The 17047-nt window shown below is 67.6% G+C and carries 17 protein-coding genes and 1 tRNA gene; 6 read left to right on the forward strand and 12 right to left on the reverse strand.

Going from position 1 to position 17047, the window contains the following annotated elements; translation table 11 throughout:
• The first annotated feature begins 81 nt into the window (after positions 1-81).
• Together RZ1_RS15260 and RZ1_RS15265 are read left to right on the forward strand one after the other, a co-directional pair.
• The gene (locus RZ1_RS15260) at positions 82-276 is read left to right on the forward strand and encodes a hypothetical protein (RefSeq protein ID WP_072813124.1); all 195 of its coding nucleotides are present in this window, start codon (positions 82-84) and stop codon (positions 274-276) included.
• A gap of 7 nt (positions 277-283) precedes the next feature.
• Complete coding sequence (locus RZ1_RS15265; protein WP_072813125.1) at positions 284-1069, forward strand: MBL fold metallo-hydrolase; 786 nt, start codon at positions 284-286, stop codon at positions 1067-1069.
• Between the two features lie 133 nt (positions 1070-1202).
• Here the strand turns inward: RZ1_RS15265 and RZ1_RS15270 are convergent, their stop codons facing one another.
• The 4 genes from RZ1_RS15270 to RZ1_RS15285 form a co-directional block, all read right to left on the reverse strand.
• Positions 1203-2213 (reverse strand): ERCC4 domain-containing protein, encoded by a 1011-nt coding sequence (locus RZ1_RS15270; RefSeq protein WP_174565210.1) that lies wholly within the window; start codon positions 2211-2213, stop codon positions 1203-1205.
• Positions 2214-2336: 123 nt separating this feature from the next.
• On the reverse strand, positions 2337-2867 hold the full coding sequence (locus tag RZ1_RS15275; RefSeq protein WP_072813128.1) for a hypothetical protein: 531 nt from the start codon (positions 2865-2867) through the stop codon (positions 2337-2339).
• A 495-nt stretch (positions 2868-3362) separates the two neighbouring features.
• The gene (locus RZ1_RS31875; RefSeq protein ID WP_072813130.1) at positions 3363-3572 is read right to left on the reverse strand and encodes a DUF2510 domain-containing protein; all 210 of its coding nucleotides are present in this window, start codon (positions 3570-3572) and stop codon (positions 3363-3365) included.
• Positions 3573-3793: 221 nt separating this feature from the next.
• Positions 3794-3867: transfer RNA gene (locus tag RZ1_RS15285), tRNA-Leu, on the reverse strand.
• Positions 3868-3986: 119 nt separating this feature from the next.
• On the opposite strand from RZ1_RS15285, the gene RZ1_RS15290 reads away from it, so the two are divergent.
• A complete protein-coding gene (locus RZ1_RS15290) occupies positions 3987-4601 on the forward strand; it encodes an ANTAR domain-containing response regulator (RefSeq protein ID WP_072813131.1) in 615 nt (204 codons plus the stop codon).
• A 165-nt stretch (positions 4602-4766) separates the two neighbouring features.
• Positions 4767-6089 carry an ABC transporter substrate-binding protein gene (locus RZ1_RS15295; protein ID WP_072813133.1) on the forward strand — a complete coding sequence of 441 codons (1323 nt, stop codon included), beginning with the start codon at positions 4767-4769 and terminating at the stop codon, positions 6087-6089.
• Positions 6090-6154: 65 nt separating this feature from the next.
• On the opposite strand, the gene RZ1_RS15300 is transcribed toward RZ1_RS15295, so the two are convergent.
• The 5 genes from RZ1_RS15300 to RZ1_RS15320 form a co-directional block, all read right to left on the reverse strand.
• Positions 6155-6946 carry an ABC transporter ATP-binding protein gene (locus tag RZ1_RS15300; RefSeq protein WP_072813134.1) on the reverse strand — a complete coding sequence of 264 codons (792 nt, stop codon included), beginning with the start codon at positions 6944-6946 and terminating at the stop codon, positions 6155-6157.
• Positions 6947-6981: 35 nt separating this feature from the next.
• The gene (locus RZ1_RS15305; RefSeq protein WP_072813136.1) at positions 6982-8013 is read right to left on the reverse strand and encodes an ABC transporter ATP-binding protein; all 1032 of its coding nucleotides are present in this window, start codon (positions 8011-8013) and stop codon (positions 6982-6984) included.
• Positions 8006-8995 (reverse strand): branched-chain amino acid ABC transporter permease, encoded by a 990-nt coding sequence (locus RZ1_RS15310; RefSeq protein WP_072813137.1) that lies wholly within the window; start codon positions 8993-8995, stop codon positions 8006-8008. The genes RZ1_RS15305 and RZ1_RS15310 overlap by 8 nt, the downstream gene beginning before the upstream one ends.
• A gap of 3 nt (positions 8996-8998) precedes the next feature.
• Positions 8999-10354 (reverse strand): ABC transporter permease subunit, encoded by a 1356-nt coding sequence (locus tag RZ1_RS15315; RefSeq protein WP_372481600.1) that lies wholly within the window; start codon positions 10352-10354, stop codon positions 8999-9001.
• Positions 10355-10522: 168 nt separating this feature from the next.
• Positions 10523-10852 (reverse strand): metal-sensitive transcriptional regulator, encoded by a 330-nt coding sequence (locus RZ1_RS15320; RefSeq protein WP_072813217.1) that lies wholly within the window; start codon positions 10850-10852, stop codon positions 10523-10525.
• Between the two features lie 122 nt (positions 10853-10974).
• Here RZ1_RS15320 and polA point away from each other — a divergent pair, with 122 nt between their 5' ends.
• Together polA and RZ1_RS15330 are read left to right on the forward strand one after the other, a co-directional pair.
• Positions 10975-13698, forward strand: a complete 2724-nt coding sequence (polA, locus tag RZ1_RS15325) for a DNA polymerase I (RefSeq protein ID WP_072813139.1) — start codon at positions 10975-10977, stop codon at positions 13696-13698.
• A 125-nt stretch (positions 13699-13823) separates the two neighbouring features.
• Positions 13824-14471 (forward strand): superoxide dismutase family protein, encoded by a 648-nt coding sequence (locus RZ1_RS15330; RefSeq protein ID WP_072813141.1) that lies wholly within the window; start codon positions 13824-13826, stop codon positions 14469-14471.
• Between the two features lie 47 nt (positions 14472-14518).
• Here the strand turns inward: RZ1_RS15330 and RZ1_RS15335 are convergent, their stop codons facing one another.
• From RZ1_RS15335 to RZ1_RS15345, 3 genes are all read right to left on the reverse strand, one after another.
• A complete protein-coding gene (locus RZ1_RS15335; protein WP_072813142.1) occupies positions 14519-14821 on the reverse strand; it encodes a protease inhibitor I42 family protein in 303 nt (100 codons plus the stop codon).
• Between the two features lie 68 nt (positions 14822-14889).
• On the reverse strand, positions 14890-16044 hold the full coding sequence (locus RZ1_RS15340; protein ID WP_072813143.1) for a hypothetical protein: 1155 nt from the start codon (positions 16042-16044) through the stop codon (positions 14890-14892).
• Positions 16044-16979, reverse strand: a complete 936-nt coding sequence (locus RZ1_RS15345; RefSeq protein ID WP_072813219.1) for a metal-dependent hydrolase — start codon at positions 16977-16979, stop codon at positions 16044-16046. Before RZ1_RS15345 ends, RZ1_RS15340 begins: the two co-directional genes overlap by 1 nt.
• Positions 16980-17047: the final 68 nt, after the last annotated feature.

The following is a 17047-nucleotide window of genomic DNA, read 5'->3' on the forward strand; positions in this document are numbered from 1 at the left end:
CGAGCGCCGTGCGGCACCCAGGGTGCCGCGGAGTCGCCTTGGGGGGCGGCAGAAGTTTGTTCAGCGTCGAAAGCAGGCTCAATGACCACTGCCCGGAATCATGCGCAGCCGCTCGAGCGGTCGATCTCCCGTGGCCGCCACGTGGCCGGAACCGTCGGGGTCGCGGCGCTCATCGTCGGTGTGTCCGTCGGTGCTCTGACCGGATCGGTGCTCCTCGGTCTGGTTTTCGGGGTCGTGACCGTCGTCTGCGTTCTGCTCGCGGAGGTCATGATCTAGAGAGGTCATGACCACCTCGACGCGACGAAGACCGCACCAGGTCGCCGCCGGAATCCACTATCTGTCCACCGGCCCCTGGCGTTTGGCCTCCAACGTGTATTTCGTCGAGTCCGGCAACTCCTGGGCGCTGATCGACACCGGGTGGCCCGGGCATGCCGCGCGCATCCGGTCGGCGGCCGAGTCACTGTTCGGGCGGGGCACTCGGCCGGCGGCGATCCTGCTCAGCCACATTCACCCTGATCACTCCGGATCGGCGGAGAACCTGGCACGCTACTGGGACCTGCCGGTCCTGGTGCATCCCGCCGAGGTGCCGCAAGCACGCGGCGGCATCCTGCCCGGCTACGCCAGCCCGCTCGACCGGTTCGTCATCGGTCCGCTGCTGCGCCTGCTCCCGCCTCGGAGCACGAAGCGCGCCGATCCACTGGCCGACGTCGTCCAGCAGTTCGATCCCGACGGCCCGGTGCACGGGCTGCCCGGCTGGCGGTGCATCCCGGCCTCCGGCCACACGCCGGGTTCGGTCGTGTACTTCCGGCCGTCCGACCGGGTGATGATCTCCGGTGACGCGCTGTGCACCATCGACCTGAACTCCGTGCGCGGCTTCGTGCTCGGCAGGCCCACCCTCGGTGGACCGCCTTGGGTCAGCACGTGGAACTGGAGCCGTGCACGCGGATCGGTCGCGCGGCTGGCCGAGCTGGAACCCACGGTCGTCGCGGGCGGGCACGGCTGCCCGATGACGGGTGTCGCGCCTGTGCTGCACGACCTGCCGTCCCGGATGCACCGCCGTCTGCGATGAAGTGCGGTGAATCGAAGTGGGTGCAGAGCGGCCGCGCGTATCTCCGCCGCCGACACCGCCGCCCGGGCTACTGTCGTCGAACTGCCGGCGCAGGAGCGAACACCGATCGTCCGCCCCTCGTCGATCCGCGCGATCAGATGTCGTCCGGCGGGGGGTGCGCGTCGCGCCAGGCCGCCCACACGTCCGGGCGCAATCGGCCGCGGTCCGGCACTTCCCAGCCCGCGGCGCGCGCCCACGCCCGCACCTGCGCGGTCGTGGGATCTGTCGGCGACGATCCGGGTTCGGCTGCAGCGGTCACAGGTTGCGGGACGGTGCGCACGGGCGCTGGTTTCGGAACGAGGCGCTCACGCGCGGCGGCGTCGTCCTCGTCCCACTGATGCGCGGCGGCGAGAAAGCGATACGTCCACTCCTCGGTGAGCGAGCGGGTTTCGCAGAACACGATCGGCACGTTCGGATAGCGGACCTGCAGCTCGGCGAGACCGTCGGCCACCACGGCGGGACGGACCCACCCGACCTTGAACACCGCCGAATAGCGGTCTTCGACCACGACCGCAGCCCGGGGGAGAGCGGCGAGTTCGGCCATCGCGAACCGCAGTGTGCCGTTGGTGAGACTCGACACCAGGTCGGACAGCGACTTGCGCTCCACGGAGGCCACCAGTCGATCGTTGGAGACCAGGCCGTAGTCGCCGCACGACAACGGCCGCGTGACGGTGCTGACCTGCTGACCCGGGAATTTGTATGCATAGCGCTCGTGCGAATCGACGACGATGGTCAGGTCGGCGAGTCCCGCGGCGCGCGCAGTGGGAGTGCGCACCTGGGGCCGCGCCTGTTTGCGGGTGCGCGGCGACTGCCAGAACACCATGTCCCGGCCACGCGCCTTGGTGAACACGATCTGGGAGCGGCTCTCACGGCTCCGGTCCACGACGAGATCGATGGCGGCACCCCGTCGTACGCAGGACCGCACTCCGACACGCTCGACCACATCGGGATCCTCGGGCCACTCGCCGGCCGGAACCGGATAGCAGAACAGCGCTTTGGTGCGCGGCCACGTGTCGGACGTGCGGAACACGAGTCCGCCCTCGAGCGGAACCCGCAGCAGAAACGGCAGGCTGGAACCCGGATCCGGGTTGCGCGCGATCACCATGTCCACGATCGACGGTTGCCCTTCCGTTCGCTCGGCTACCGTGCCCGGCTCACCCTAGTGTGCCCGGATACGGCTCGCGGTCGGGGCCACACGAGGTGACCCCGCCCGCGAGGATCGTACGAATCAGCGACCGGGCACGATGTCGATGTTGCCCTTGCACACTGCATTCTGCGTGTTCAGGAACCACCAACCGCCGCCGGTCTGCGCGGTGACCGTGAAGTCCACGTTCCCGACTCCCGTGAACGTCCGGTTGATCGGGATGCCCGGCTTCTGCTGCCAGGCGGCCTGGTCGCTGACCGAGCGCCCGGATTCACCGGTGGTGTTGTTGTGCCAGTCGACGAGGACCTGCGTGCCGTACCAGTTGGGGCCGATGCTCGGGATCAGTCCACCGGGCGGTGCCGGCAGTTCGTTGCCACCGCTGAGCAACAACGACGGCACGAGTGCATCTCCGTTCGGCGGCAACGACTCACCGGAACCGGCCGTGATCGTCCAGGTGAACGCCGGCGCCCACGGCAGCGGATTCGCGCTGCCGCAGGTCATCGTCGTCGATGTCGCCGCGGTGGCGACGCCCCCGCCGGCGACGGTCATTGCAGCGGCCACGCCGGCGGCCGCCAGGATCGACGTCCCTGTGCGTCGGATCGTTCGTCTACCCATATGAAACTCTTCCTTCCGCGTCGTCGAAATGTGAAACCAACCCACCCTTCTTAGCGGGTTCGGACCGATCGGTCTCGTTTTCGCGGGATCGTGTCGCGGAAGTTGCTCGATGGCAAGGATCTTCCGAAGCCGACATTTGCCCGGTGCTGTTTCCGGACGGCTGTAGTGGAGACCCTCCGGACAATCGTCGGCTACCGCAGGCCGGTGGTACCTAACCTGCGGATATCCAGCGAAGGCGGCCGTCGGATCCGACCCCGCACACCCTTGCTGTGCCCTTCTTCGTTACGCCTGGAACGCCTTGGGGTGTCACAGTACGAGGCACCGATGGGGCTATCGCGACCGGCGTCGAAGTCGCTATCGTGCGGCGAGTGGCCGGAGTCGTCGATGCTGCCGTCGAGGTCACGACGACGGATGTGGTGTCCCCCGATTCGGCGCGTCGTCGCCGAAAGCTCCGAGCGCGAGGAGTCCGACGACTGCGCCGCCGGCCACCCACAGTCACCTGTGTCGTCGCTTGGCCGGCTCGCCGGGGTTCGGTGGCGCCGAGTTGTCGACCGGCGCGAACGCTCGGGTCGGATCAGCAGCACCCTTCGGTTGCGTGTGCGCGGTCCACTGCCGACCGTCCCTGTAGCGCTCGACGAGCGGGTCGTGCGGATCGGGGCCATCCGGCGGGTGGGAACATGACAGATCCGTTCTGGTGGTGTGCACGGATGAACGTGCGGACGGACTGTCTCGTTACATCGGGCCGCCGGAAGGCGTGCCGGGTCTCGACAACTTCGTTGTCGCGGCACCGCCCGAAACGCCGTAGCTGAGTTGCAGGAGGAGATCTGATCGCGTCTATCGACCGATTGCTGCATGTTTGCTGCATGGTCGGCACGGAGCCCGTTCGGAACGGGCTGCGGGAGTCAACCCTCGCAGGTCGGTGGCGGTGCCCCCGGTGAGACTCGAACTCACACTGGACGGGTTTTGAATCCGTTTCCTCTGCCAATTGGGATACGGGGGCGTCGTGCGGAGACCACTGTAAGGGATCGGGCGGAACGGTCAAACACCGGTACCCTTCTATCGATCGCCTCCGATCCCGAGGCGGGCCGAATCACCCGAGCGATGAGGAGAAGGCCGACGATGACAGCCGCCCCGCACGAGAACTCCACCACGCCCCGGCGGGTCGTGGTCGCCGAGGACGAGGCGCTGATCAGGCTCGATCTCGTCGAGATGCTCCGCGAAGAGGGCTACGACGTCGTGGGGGAGGCCGGCGACGGACAGCGCGCCGTCGAGCTGGCGGACGAGCTGAAGCCGGACCTGGTGATCATGGACGTGAAGATGCCGCGCCGGGACGGAATCGACGCCGCGTCCGAGATCGCCGAGCGCCGGATCGCGCCCGTGGTGATTCTCACAGCGTTCAGCCAGCGCGACCTCGTCGAGCGTGCCCGCGATGCCGGTGCGATGGCCTATCTGGTCAAGCCGTTCTCGAAGTCGGATCTGGTACCCGCGATCGAGGTGGCCGCCAGCCGCTTCGCCGAAATCCGGGAACTCGAGAAGGAGATCGCCGGGCTCAGCGAACGATTCGAGGTCCGCAAACTCGTCGACCGGGCCAAGGGTCTGCTCATGGAGAAGCACGCGATGACCGAACCGGAGGCGTTCCGCTGGATCCAGCGTGCGGCGATGGACCGTCGGACCACGATGAAGCAGGTCGCGGAGGTCGTCCTCGACACGCTCGGTGCGGAGACCGAGGGCTGACCTCACGTCCGGCCGTTACGGCCGCGTCAATTCTTCCTTCCCGTGTATAACGGTCGGATCACAACGATTTCGGCGTGGTTCGCCACGCCCCTCCGACGGTTATGTTTCGAGCCACGATCCGGTGAATCCACCGGAGTGCGTTGAGGTCGATCGAAGGAGAGTTGGATGGCAAAACGGACCATCGTCCGTGCCGCTGCGCTCTTGGGGGCAGCGTCTCTGGCCCTCGCCGGCTGCAGTTCGGACAGCGATTCCTCCTCGGGCAGCGCCGCGGACGCGTCCGACGGTACGACGGCAGTCAGCACCGACTGCGAGCCCGATCAGGCGACCGCCGGCGCGACCCCGGTGACCACGCCGCTGCGGATCGGCACGTTGCTGCCGGAGACGGGCAGCCTTTCGTTCATGGGACCGCCGACGGCCGCGGGGACCCGCCTCGGCGTCGACGACGTCAATGCCGCCGGAGGTGTGCTCGGTCAGCAGGTCGAGCTGGTCACCGGCGACTCGGGCGATACCACCACGGACACCGCGAACGCCACTGTCGACCGCGAGCTGGCCGCGGGCACCCAGGTGATCGTGGGTGCGGCCTCGTCGTCGGTGTCGCTGAAGGTACTCGACAAGATCGCCAGCGCCGGCGTCGTGATGTTCTCACCGGCGAACACCTCCGACCAGTTCGTCTGCTACGCGGACAAGGGCATGTACTTCCGGACCGCCCCCACCGACGTCCTGCAGGCACAGGCACTCTCGCAGCTCATCGCCGAGGACGGCGCGCAACGGGTCTCGGTGATCGCCCTCAACGATCCATACGGGACGGGCCTGGCCGCGAACACGGTCGACAATCTTGGCGAGGCCGGTATCCCCGAGGACCAGATCCAGAAGATCATCTACGACCCGAACGCGCAGTCGTTCAACGCCGAGGTCGACCAGATAAAGGATTTCGCGCCGGATGCGGTGGCGCTCATCGGTTTCGAGGAATCCGCGAAGATCATTACCCGCATGCACGAGGTGGGCATCGGCCCGTCCGACGGCATGCACGTGTACGGCGTGGACGGCAACATGGGCAACGAACTGGGCACGAACGTCGCGCCCGGACTGGTGGCCGGGATGCGCGGCACCACTCCACTCACCGACGTCGGCCCCGAATTCCAGGCCCGGCTGAAGGTGGTCGATCCGGGACTGATCGACTACAACTACGCGGGTGAATCCTATGACGCCGTGGTGATCTCCGCGCTCTCCGCCGAGCAGGCCGGGTCGACGGCCGGCGTCGACATCGCCGCGAACATCAACGACGTCACCAAGGACGGCACCAAGTGCACCAGCTACCAGCAGTGCCTGGACCTGCTGCGTGCCGGAGAGAACATCGACTACGACGGCATCACCGGCGAACTGAGCTTCGCCGACGCGGGTGAGCCGAGCATCGGGTCCTACGGCGATCTGCTGTTCGGCCCGGACAACACGCTGAGCACCGAAGGGTTCATCGTGGTCGGGGAATGATCGACCTCTATTGGAGGGGGCCGGGAATCACATGATTCCCGGCCCCGCTCGTCGTCTCGGGTGCCTCAGGGCCGCTTCTTCTCCTGGCTGCCCGCGAGCGTTCCCAGATACAATTCGATGACCTTCGGATCGTGCATGAGATTCGTGCCGGTATCGGTGTAGGCGTTGCGGCCCTGGTCGAGAACGTAACCCCGGTCGCAGATCTGCAGGCAGCGCCGCGCATTCTGCTCGACCATGATGATCGACACCCCGGTGGCGTTGATCTTCTTGCAGCGGATGAAGACCTCGTCCTGGAACATCGGGGACAGGCCCGCCGACGGCTCGTCGAGCAGCAGCACCGACGGGTCCATCATCAAAGCCCGGCCCATCGCGACCATCTGCCGTTCGCCGCCGGACAATGCGCCCGCCTTGACCTTGCGGCGCTCGGCGAGCAACGGGAACAATTCGGCGACGACCGTGAATCGTTCCGTGAACTGCTTGGGCCGCAGATAGATTCCCATCTCGAGGTTCTCCTCGATGGTGAGCGACGGGAAGACGTTGCGGGTCTGCGGCACGTATCCCAGTCCCTTGCGGACCAGCACGTGTGCGGGGGCGGCGGCGACCGATTCGCCGCGCAGCAGGACGTCGCCCTGCCGGATCGGGATCAACCCGAACAGCGCCTTGAGCAGTGTGGACTTACCGGCGCCGTTCGGCCCGATGACGCCGACGATCTCGCCCTCCCGCAGGAAAAAGTTGCAGCCGCGCAGGATGTCCACGCCCGGGAAGTATCCGGCGACCAGATCGTCGGCCCGCAGCAGCGCGCCCTCGGCGAGCCGGGCGTGTTGCTGCGGTGTCGCGGCAAGTTCGGCCGCGGTCATGTCGGCGCCGGGTGTTGCAGGGGACGGGTGTTCGGTCACGGCCGCGTCTCCTCGGTGCCGGGGTCGGGGGCGTCGGGCATGTCGGCGAGGACCGCCGCATCCGGCTCGGACAGGTCGCCGCCCGTCTCGAGAGTCGCGACGACCGCTTCCTCGAGCGCCTCGGCGAGCACTGCGGTCGCACCGACGGGATTGCCCTCGTCGTCGAACTCCAGCGCCTGGTCGTGGTGACTGCCCAGATAGGCGTCGACGACGGCGCTGTTGCCCGACAACGCATCCGGTGGCGCTTCGGCGATCACGGATCCCTGCGCCATCACCACCACCCAGTCGGAGACTTCCCGGATGACATCCATGTCGTGTTCGACGAATACCACCGTCATCCCGTCGTCGCGCAGCGACTTGATGTGGCCGAGCAGGCTCTGGGTGAGCGCCGGATTCACCCCGGCCATCGGTTCGTCGAGCATGACCACGTCCGGATCGGTCATCAGGGCCCGCGCCATCTCCAGCAGTTTGCGCTGACCGCCGGACAGCGACCCGGCCAGGTCGTCGGACTTGGCGTCGAGCGCGAACCGGGCGAGCAGTTCGCGGGCGCGTTCGGTGATCTCGCGTTCCTGCGCCTTCCACGTCCACGGCAGCAGCGCCCCGGCGATCCGTTCACCGCGTTGTCCGGTGGCACCGAGGCGCACGTTGTCGAGCACGCTCATCTTCGACAGTGCCTTGGTGAGCTGGAAGGTGCGGACCATGCCGTGGCGGGCGACGCGATGCGGATGCATCCGGCCGAGTTCGACGCCGTTCATGCTCCAGGTGCCGCTGTCCGGGCGGTCGAAACCGGTGAGCAGGTTGAACAGGGTGGTCTTGCCGGCGCCGTTGGGACCGATCAGGCCGGTGATACACCCGCGCTGGATCTCGAGGTGCGTGACGTCGACGGCCTTCAGTCCCCCGTAGGCGCGGGAGACGCCGTCGACGACCAGCACCGGATCGGGTTTGGCCACACCGGGTTCCTGCGGCAGCGCGGCGAACAGCGCGGCGCGGGTGGCCGCGTCGAGCGGCGGCCGGTCGGCGTTACGCATCGAGCTGCACCTCCCGCTTGTTGCCCAGGATGCCCTGTGGGCGGAACACCATCATCACCGCGATGAGCACACCGAGCAGGACGAACCGCATCGCGCCGACCTGCTGCTCGGTGAGCGGCAGCAGCGGATCCGGGCCGGCGATGGCCTGGCGCAGCAGTGCGTCGGGGATGGCGAGCAGGAACCAGAACAACATGGCGCCCAGGACCGGACCGAACACCGTGGCGGCACCGCCGAGGATCAACGCGCCGAACGCGAAGAACGTCTGCGCCGTCGAATAGAAGTCCGGGTTGATCGACTTGGTCTGGAGGGCGTTGAAGACGCCGCCGAGGCCGCCGATGACGCCGCCGAGCACCAGGGCCTGCATCTTGTAGACGAACACGTTCTTGCCGAGCGACCGGGCCGCGTCCTCGTCCTCTCGGACCGCCTTGAGCACCCGGCCCCACGGACTGTGGCTGAGCAGGTACACGAACCCGCACAGCACCAGGACGAGGGTCCAGCCGACGAGCATCGCCCACAGGTCGTCACCGTAGAAGCGCATCCCGAGGATCGAGTACTGACGTCCGGAATCGAACGGGCTCAGCTCGGTGAACGGGCCGGCGAATCCGTAGAGGCCGTTGGTGGATCCGGTGACCGGATCCGACGCGGTGGACCGGAACACCAGGCGCAGAATCTCGGAGGCGGCGATCGTGACGATCGCGAGGTAGTCGGCGCGCAGCCGCAGCGTCGGGACACCGAGGATCAGGGCCAGCAGCGCGGCGGCACCGAGCCCGACCAGGATGCCGAGCCACAGCGGCTGGTCGTACGTGACCGTCATGATCCCGACGCCGTAGCCGCCGAGCAGCGCAAACCCGATCTGGCCGAAGTTCAGCAGGCCCGCGTACCCGAAGTGCAGGTTGAGGCCGATCGCGAGCAGGGCGTAGAAGATCGCGGAGGGGCCGATGAGCTGGGCGAACGAAATCTGGAGTGCGGCGAGGATGTCCATGGCTCACCCGATCCTTGCTCGGCTGCCGAGGATGCCCTGGGGTCGGATCACCAGGATCACGATGAGGATCAGCAGGCCACCGATGTACTTCAGATCGGGGCTCAGGACCAGGGTCGACAGCTGGACGACGAGACCGACGATCACGCACCCGAGCAGCGCGCCGTAGGCGGTGCCGAGACCGCCGAGGGTGATGCCGGCGAACATCAGCAGCAGCAGTTTGAAACCCATCTCCCACTGGACACGCCCCCCGAGTTCGGACAGCGCGTAGAGCACACCGCCGAGCGCGGCGAGGGCGCCGCCGAGGGCCCAGACGAACCGCACGACCCGTTCGACGTCGATGCCGGACGCGGCCGCCAGATCCCGGTTGTCCGCGACCGCGCGCATTGCTTTGCCGACGCGGGTGCGCTGCAGCAGCAGCGCCACACCGATCAGGACGACGAGGCTGATGACGATGCACGCGAGGTTGACCGGGGTGATCGCCAGCGCACCCCATTCGAGCTGCCGTTGACCCTGGTAGTCGGCGAACGCTTCGGTGCGATCGGAGAAGAGGATGAGGATGAGATAGCGCAGCGCGATCGCGAGCCCGATCGACACGACGAGCTGCGCGATCAGGCCGGTGTGCCGCCGCCGCAGCGGCGCCCAGATCAGTCCGTCGTTGAGCAGGCCGATGACGATGCCGGCGACGACGGCCAGGATCGTCGCCGGAATGAGCTGGATGCCGAAGCTGACGTTGAACACCCACGCGGCGACGGCACCGAGTGTCACCAGCTCACCGTGGGCGAAGTTCGTCAGCCCGGTGGTCCCGAAGATGAGGCTCAGGCCGACACCGGCGATCGCGATGATCAGACCGAAACGGAGGCCGTCGACGACGGTGCGCAGGATCTTTTCGACGCCCGCGACTTCGGTGCCCGACCGGGCCTCGCCGAACGAGAAGATCACCACGTTGGACCGTCCGGCCACCACGTCGCGTGCCACGGTGGACCGCACGCTGACCCCGTCCGGCAGCGTCTCGGTGTCCACCTCGAAGGTGTAGGTGCCCGGGGGGAGGGTCAGTTCCCAGCGACCCCCGTCTCCGGATGTGGTTTCGGCGATCGTGTTTCCGGAGGTGTCCAGTGCCCGCACGGTCACACCGGAGAGTCGCTCGCCGCCGTTGTTGAGACTGCCTCCAACGGGAACACCGGTCACGGGTCCGCCGGCCGGTGCCGACGGGGTGGGTTCGGGCGGTGCCGTCGGTTCCTGCGCGACCGCACCTCCGATGCCGGGCACGGTCGCAGCCAGAGCGAGCAGGAGCAACAGCAGCAGCCGGGTGAGCCGCCGGGACGGCGGCGATCCGCGTCCGGGTCTGACGATTCGGGCCACTCGGGTCCTCCGCGCGCGTGGTGGTGGTCGAGCGCGGCGCCGGGGGACCGGCGCCGTGGAACCGGACTCTAGTGGCTGTGATCGCGTTCCACCGGGCTCTGGGATTTCCGCGTGGTTTCGGTTGGGTTTCGTCGTCCCGCAACCGAATACGAGCGCCGGTCGCGGGTCTCAGGAACGGACGAGACGCGCGATTGCGTCGGAGGCTTCCTTGATCTTGGTCTCCGCGTCGTCGCCGCCCTGACGGGCCGCATCGAGGACGCAGTGTTTGAGGTGGTCGTCGAGCAGGCCCAGCGCGACGCCCTCGAGGGCCTTGGTGAGTGCGGAGATCTGGGTGAGGATGTCGATGCAGTACTGTTCCTCGTCCACCATCCGGTGGATTCCGCGGGCCTGGCCCTCGATCCGCTTGAGTCGGGCGAGGTACCGGCTCTTGTCGCCCATGTAGCCGTGGCCGGTGTGGCAGGTCTCGGGCTGCGCGGCCGGATCGTGTGCGTCGTTCATGCTCAACATCTTATACCCCTAGGGGGTATTGCGGCAGGTCCGGGGGCATTTCCGGGCGGTGATCCGGGCGCTCCACGCGATCGCCGCACAGGCTGTCGGGCCCGGTCCCTAGACTGGCTGCCGTGACTCGTGCATCCACCTCGTCTGCTCCCGCCGCCACGAACGGCGACCGTCCGACCCTGCTCCTGCTGGACGGTCACTCCCTGGCCTTCCGTGCCTTCTACGCGCTGCCGGCGGAGAACTTCAAGACGCAGAGCGGCCTGACCACGAACGCGGTGTACGGCTTCACGTCCATGCTCATCAACCTGCTGCGCGACGAACAGCCCACCCACGTGGCGGCCGCGTTCGATGTCAACCGGCAAACCTTCCGCGCCGACATGTACCCCGAGTACAAGGCGCAGCGCAGTTCCGCGCCCGACGAGTTCAAGGGCCAGGTCGAGATCACCAAGGACGTCCTCGCCGCGCTCGGGATCTGTGTGATGGCCGAGGCGGGTTTCGAGGCCGACGACATCATCGCGACCCTCACCACCCAGGCCACCGCACTCGGCTACCGGGTGCTCGTGGTCACCGGCGACCGCGACTCGCTGCAGCTCGTCACCGACGACGTCACCGTCCTGTACCCCAAGCGCGGAGTGTCGGACCTGACCCGGTTCACGCCCGAGGCGGTCGAGGAGAAGTACGGGCTGACCCCGCAGCAGTACCCCGACTTCGCGGCGCTGCGCGGCGACCCGAGCGACAACCTGCCCGGCATCCCCGGCGTGGGCGAGAAGACCGCCGCCAAGTGGATCCGCGAGTTCGGGGGTCTGACGAACCTGGTGGACCGCGTCGACGAGGTGCGCGGCAAGACCGGCGACGCCTTGCGCACGAACCTGAACCACGTGCTGATGAACCGGCGCCTGACCGAGATGGTCCGCGACATGCCGCTGCCGTACACCCCGGACCAGCTCGAACTCGCACCGTGGGACCGCGACCGCATCCACCGGCTGTTCGACGACCTCGAATTCAAGGTGCTGCGCGACCGCCTGTTCGCGACCCTGGCCTCGGCCGAACCCGAAGCCGAGGAGGGATTCGAGGTGCGCGGCGGCGCGCTCGAACCGGGCGCCCTCGCCGGCTGGCTCACCGAACATGCCGCCGCCGGGATGCGGCACGGTCTGTCCGTCGTCGGTCTCGGCACCCCTTACGGCGGTGACGCGACGGCACTGGCGATCGCCGCGGCCGACGGCGACGGCGCGTACGTCTCCACCGCGACCCTCACCCCCGAGGACGATGCCGCGCTCGCCGCCTGGCTCGCCGATCCCGGCACCCCGAAGGCGCTGCACGAGGCCAAGTCGGCGATGCACGCGCTGCGCGGTCGCGGCTGGACGCTCGCGGGTGTCACCAGCGACACGGCGCTCGCGGCCTACCTCGTGCGCCCCGGTCAGCGCAGCTTCAACCTCGACGACCTGTCGCTGCGCTACCTCAAGCGGGAGCTGCGCGTCGAGGAGAGCGGCGAACAACAGCTGTCGCTACTCGACGACGGCGACGCCGCGGACGCGAAGGCAGCCGAGAACGCGATCCTGCGGGCCCGGGCCGTCGTCGACCTCGCCGAAGCCCTCGACGGCGAACTGCAGGACATCGAGTCGACCGCGCTGCTCGCCGACATGGAACTGCCCCTGCTCGGTGTGCTCGCCGAGCTCGAGGCCGCGGGCATCGCCGTGAACGCCGACCACCTGCACGATCTGCAGTCCGGATTCGCCGCCGATGTGGCCGCCGCCGCGAACGCCGCGTACGAGGTGATCGGCAAGCAGATCAACCTCGGTTCGCCGAAACAGTTGCAGGTGGTCTTGTTCGACGAGCTCGACATGCCGAAGACGAAGAAGACGAAGACCGGTTACACCACCGACGCCGATGCCCTGCAGAACCTGTTCGACAAGACCGGGCATCCGTTCCTCGAGCACCTGCTGGCGCACCGCGAGTCCACCCGGATGAAGACCACTGTCGACGGGCTCATCAAGTCGATCGCCGACGACGGGCGCATCCACACGACGTTCAACCAGACCGTCGCTGCGACCGGCCGGTTGTCGTCGACCGAGCCGAACCTGCAGAACATCCCGGTCCGCACGGACGCCGGACGGCACATCCGCGACGGCTTCGTCGTCGGTTCCGGCTTCGACCTGCTGCTGACCGCGGACTACAGCCAGATCGAGATGCGGATCATGGCGCACCTGTCCGGAGACGAAGGGCTGATCGAGGCGTTCAACACCGGCGAGGACCTGCACAGCTTCGTCGGGTCCCGCGCGTTCGGGGTGCCGATCGAAGAGGTCACGCCCGAACTGCGCCGCCGCGTCAAGGCGATGTCGTACGGGCTGGCCTACGGGCTCAGCGCGTACGGTCTCGCGCAGCAGCTCAAGATTTCGACCGACGAGGCGAAGGAGCAGATGGAGGCGTACTTCACCCGGTTCGGCGGGGTGCGCGACTACCTGCACAACGTGGTCGAGGACGCACGGAAGGTCGGGTACACCTCGACGCTGTACGGCCGCCGCCGCTACCTGCCCGACCTGACCAGCGACAACCGGCAGCGTCGCGAGGTCGCCGAACGCGCCGCGCTCAACGCCCCGATCCAGGGCACGGCCGCCGACATCATCAAGGTGGCGATGATCGACGTGCAGAAGGCCCTCCGGGAGGCGGGGCTGCGTTCGCGGATGCTGCTGCAGGTCCACGACGAGCTCGTGCTCGAGGTGACCGGGGACGAACGCGAACAGGTCGAGGCGCTGGTGTGCGAGAAGATGGATTCGGCGATCGAACTGTCGGTTCCGCTCGAGGTGTCCGTCGGGTACGGCCGCAGCTGGGACGCGGCCGCGCACTAGAGATCCGCGCCGGACGGGCACGACGGGAATCGCCCCGGCACCGCGCGGCGCCGGGGGGATTCTCGTGACCACCGACCCTGCGCCCGTCGGGTTCCGAACGGGCGTGAACGGGGTATGCGCCTGGAATGAAATCCGGTACGAAAACACGAGCCACCGCCCTCGCATCCGGCGTGTGTCTCGCGATGCTCGTCACCGCCGGTTGCGGCAACGACGAGGGGACCACGGTCGAATCGGCTCCCGCGAGCACGGAGCGCACGGACACCACGACGCTGCCGAATCCGGCCCCGGGGATGAGTGGGGACGGCTTCGGGCTGCCCGACGATCCCGAGGCCGATGCCTTCACCTACGACGAGGCGGCGGTGCCCGTGGGGTCGACGGTCGACGTCGAATCCGAGGACGACAACGGACGCACCACCGTCACCCTGTCCGTCACCGGCCTGGCACCCAATCGGGATTTCGGTGTTCACGTGCACACCCGGCCGTGCGGACCACAGCCGTCGGATTCGGGTCCTCACTACCAGAACAATCCCGATCCGGCCGCGACACCCGAGTCCCCGTCGACCGATCCCGCCTACGCCAATCCCCGGAACGAGGTGTGGCTCGACATCACCACCGACGACAACGGGGACGCGCGCGCGTCGAGCACGGTCGACTGGGAGTTCCGCGATGACGGAGCCAACTCGGTCGTGATCCACGCACAGCGGACCCTGACGGGACCGGGCGAAGCCGGCACCGCCGGTGATCGGCTCGCCTGCATCGACGAGGACTTCTGACGAGGACTTCTGAGGACGAGGACTTCCGAGCCCGGACCGACCGGACGTCAGGTGACCTTGACGAGCAGTTCGTACTCGTTCACGGTCGCGTGCCGGCCCGGCCGCAGCCGCAACGACACCGGCCATGAACCGGCCCGCTTGGCGCGGAGCGTCATGATCCGCTCTGCGCCGCCGCCGGGCAGTGGATTGTTCGACGGCAGGTACCGCAGGTTGGTCCACACCAGACCGTCACCGATGCGGTCGGTGAACCAGGTGGATCCCGACGACGACCGTTCCATCAGGTGCAATTCGACGATGTCGCCCGCGGCGACGGTCACGTCGCGAGCGTCCGAGGTGACGACATGTTTCATGAAGTCATTGTAGTTGCGAACGTGACCTGCATCACTGTCTTGGGGCGGTGTGGTTGTGACGGCGCGCCTCACACGGTCGAGGTCTCCGTCGACCGGTCCGTCCCTACCGGATCGGTGCCGCTGCGAGGACCCACGGTGAACGTGGCGGCCACGCACGTGAAGGCGACGACGAAACACGCCAGCGTGTACCAGAGGTTGCCCACCGGATCACCGTTGTCGGTGACGCCGTCGACCGCCCCGAGGAATTCGGGGAGGGCGGTGGCCCACAGCAGGGCCATCACACCCAGGTACACCAAGGCGTACACCTGCACGAACCGGTTGGTGTGGCGTTCCACGGAGGCGTCGGCGCCGCGCAGATCCCGCCACCGCCGGCCGAGGGCGACCACTGCGACCACCGAGACGACCGCCAGTTCCGCCAGATACACCACGCCACGGACGGTGTCGCTGCCGATGCCCAGTACGGTGGCCGGCAGCGGCAGCACGAACGTGCCGACCGACGCGAGGAGGCCGATCACCACCGTCCGCCACGTCAGCTCCACACCGGTGAAGTGCCGGCCGGCGTCGACGTGACGGCCGACGAAGAACTGCACGCACAATGCCAGCGACATCGGCCACAACGCTGCGAACACCACGACGCTCGGAATCGGCACCGCGTCGAAGAACGGCTGGTTGACCGGATTTTCGAGCGACCACTCCCACCACCGCAGCTGCGGGCCGAGATGATCGAAGATCTCGTAGAACGCGTGGTGCACGAAGCCGACGCAGACGGCGCCGACCAGCACCCCATAGCGCGTGAACACGCCGAGCATCCGGACGATCTCGAATGCGAGCGTTGCCATCAGCGGATAGATCGCGACGATGTACAGCGGCAGCCGCCCCCACATGAAGTCCACCGTGAACACGTTGTGCGCGAACATCGTGTCCACGTGTTCCTCGATGCCGAACGTGGCCGGGAAGTACAGCGGCGGTTCGATGACGAACAGGTAGGCGGTCGCGCCGAACCACAGCACGAGGTTCGTCGGATCGCCCTGGCGGCGCAGCCGCACGATCGCGAACACGAGGGCGAGAACTGCCCCGACGATGATGGTGACCTCGAGGACCGGAAGCGTCCAGTTCTCCAGCGCGGCGGGGTTGCGGAACTCGACGAGCCCACCGGCCTCCTCGCACGAGAAGCCGAGCCGGACGGCGAGATCCTCGAAGGTGGGGGAGCACAGATCCGACATCAGCTGTCCCCCTGCGCGTTCGCGCCGGCGGTGTACCAGTGGGTGACGTCGTAGCCGGCCTCGAAGCGGTCGAACCACAGGCCGGCCAACGCAGGCAGCTTCTCGTGCTCGGGATTGTGCCTGGGCATCTGGCTGCGCACCACACCCGCGAGCGCGGTGAGCTGCTCACCGAGCGGCAGGTCGTCGAACGCGCGGGTCATCGGTCCGTTGTATTCGGCCGTCAGCGTCGGGATCACCTTGCGCAGGGCCTGCTTGCGGCGATACCGCGCGAACATCGCCATCGCATCGATCTTCCGGTCCTCGACCGGAACGTGCCTGTTGAAACCCTCGCTCGCGATCTCGATGACCTTCAGTACGTGCCGGAACACCGACGGCGCCATGCGCATCCGGTACAGGTCGCTCCCGACGATCGAATCGAAAATGATCAGCGCGGAGCTGCGGTGCTCGACCTCCTCGACGAAGTGCCAGATGAACAACGACGCGACCCGATCGTCCCCCGGGGCGAACAGGGTCGAATCGTGGTCGAGCATCAGCTTGAAGACCGGGGTGAAGGTCGCTTCGAGGTCGGCGGTGTACGCCAGCCGGTAGTGCAGCGACGTCTCGGCGGTGAGCTTGTCGAAGGCGCCGATCACCTCGTCGAGGGTCTCCTGCAGGCCCGGGTACCGGTCGATCAGTGCCTTGACGTGCTGCCGGTGTGCCGTCGAGTGCTGGCCTTCCTGGCGCATGAACGCGTCGGCCTCGGAGGCGACCTCGGGGTCGGTGATGAGCGGTTTCGCCTGGGTGATCATCTGCACGATCATCTTCTCGAAGCCGACCGCGAGGAACGAGATCGCGTTGGCCATGCTCGAGAACGCCGGGTTGTCCTCGTTCCACAGGAACGGCACGTCGTGGTCCTCGAACCCGAAACGCATCTTGCGGATCTGAAGATCGGTCACTTGCGATACCTCGTCTTTCGAGAAGCGGAGTCGTTCGGAAGTGGGGCTGCGGGTGCGGGCTCGTGCGG

Source organism: Rhodococcus zopfii NBRC 100606 = JCM 9919, assembly GCF_001895025.1.
In the GTDB taxonomy this organism is placed as follows: domain Bacteria; phylum Actinomycetota; class Actinomycetes; order Mycobacteriales; family Mycobacteriaceae; genus Rhodococcus; species Rhodococcus zopfii.